This is a genomic window from Rodentibacter trehalosifermentans (assembly GCF_002000545.1).
GTDB lineage: Bacteria > Pseudomonadota > Gammaproteobacteria > Enterobacterales > Pasteurellaceae > Rodentibacter > Rodentibacter trehalosifermentans.
Genome location: NZ_MLHL01000086.1, coordinates 1 through 1,120 on the forward strand (window position 1 = coordinate 1; position 1,120 = coordinate 1,120).

Genomic DNA, 1,120 nt, shown 5'->3' on the forward strand with positions numbered 1-1,120 from the left:
GCTGTCAGCACACCGGTGACGGATATGGCACAAGCCGCCTATAACAGTGTAAAACGAAGTCAACAGGTGAGCAATCCGAAACTCAAAGCCCTTTATCAAATGAAAGCGGCAGAAGAAGTGGCAATGGCGGCACAAAATGTGGGTAAAGTAACAGAAACCTTGGATGCATTACGGTCAGGGGAAATGCAAGGCACGGGGACCACCGCCAGCCCAAGTGTCAAAATCAGTGTGAGCTACGGCAATCAAAAACAAACCCAGACAAGTGAAAGCCAAAGTCTCAGCCATCAAAAATCGACCCTTAGCACCGGCGAATTAAACGTGAAAGCCTGGGATGAAAAACTGACTTTTGAAGGCGTGGATGCCAATGCCAAAGTGATGGCACTTTCAGGCAAACAGGGCATTGAAATAAAAGGCGTGAAAGACGAAGAGCACCAACGCACGAAAAACCAATCAGTAGGCGGCAGTGTGGGTGTTTTTGTGGGGATGAACGGCAACAGCTACGGCTTTGGTTTGGAAGGGGCGGTGAATGTAGCGAAAGGGAAATCAAACGCCGATAGCGAACGTTGGCAAAACAGTCACCTGAACGCCGATAAAATCATCACGAAGAGTGAAGACGGTGGATTAACGCTTGAAGCCGCCAATCTTAAAGCAAAACGTTGGGAGGCGGACCTTCAAAACCTGACGCTCACCAGCCGCCAAGATACGGAGAAATACGAATCCAAACAAACCAGTGCTGGGGCAAGTGGGTCGATAGCCTATGGTTCGGGCGGTGGGGCTTCGGTGAATGCGGCGTATAGCAAGGCAAGCGTGGATTATGCCCAAGTGAAAGAACAAACCGGCATTCAAGTGGGCGAAGAGGGAATGAACGCCACAATCCATAACCACACCCAACTCAATGGCGCTATTATTGAAAGCGAAGCAAGCCAAGAGAAAAACCGCTTTAAGACTGGCTCACTCGGTCATACGGATATAGAAAACCGAAGTGAAATTAAAACGGAAAGTGCGAGTATTAGTGCAGGTAGTGGGGGGATTAACCCAATGCAAGCGCTGAGTAGTGCGTTGAGTTTGTTAGGCAACAGCCATGAAAGTGAACGAAGCCAAACCAAATCGGCCATCAGTG

1 protein-coding gene is annotated in these 1,120 nt (G+C 49.2%); it reads left to right on the top strand.

Annotated elements, in window-relative coordinates:
* Positions 1–1,120 (top strand): hemagglutinin repeat-containing protein (locus BKK52_RS12230; RefSeq protein ID WP_208606165.1); only part of this gene is annotated, 1,120 nt, incomplete at both ends.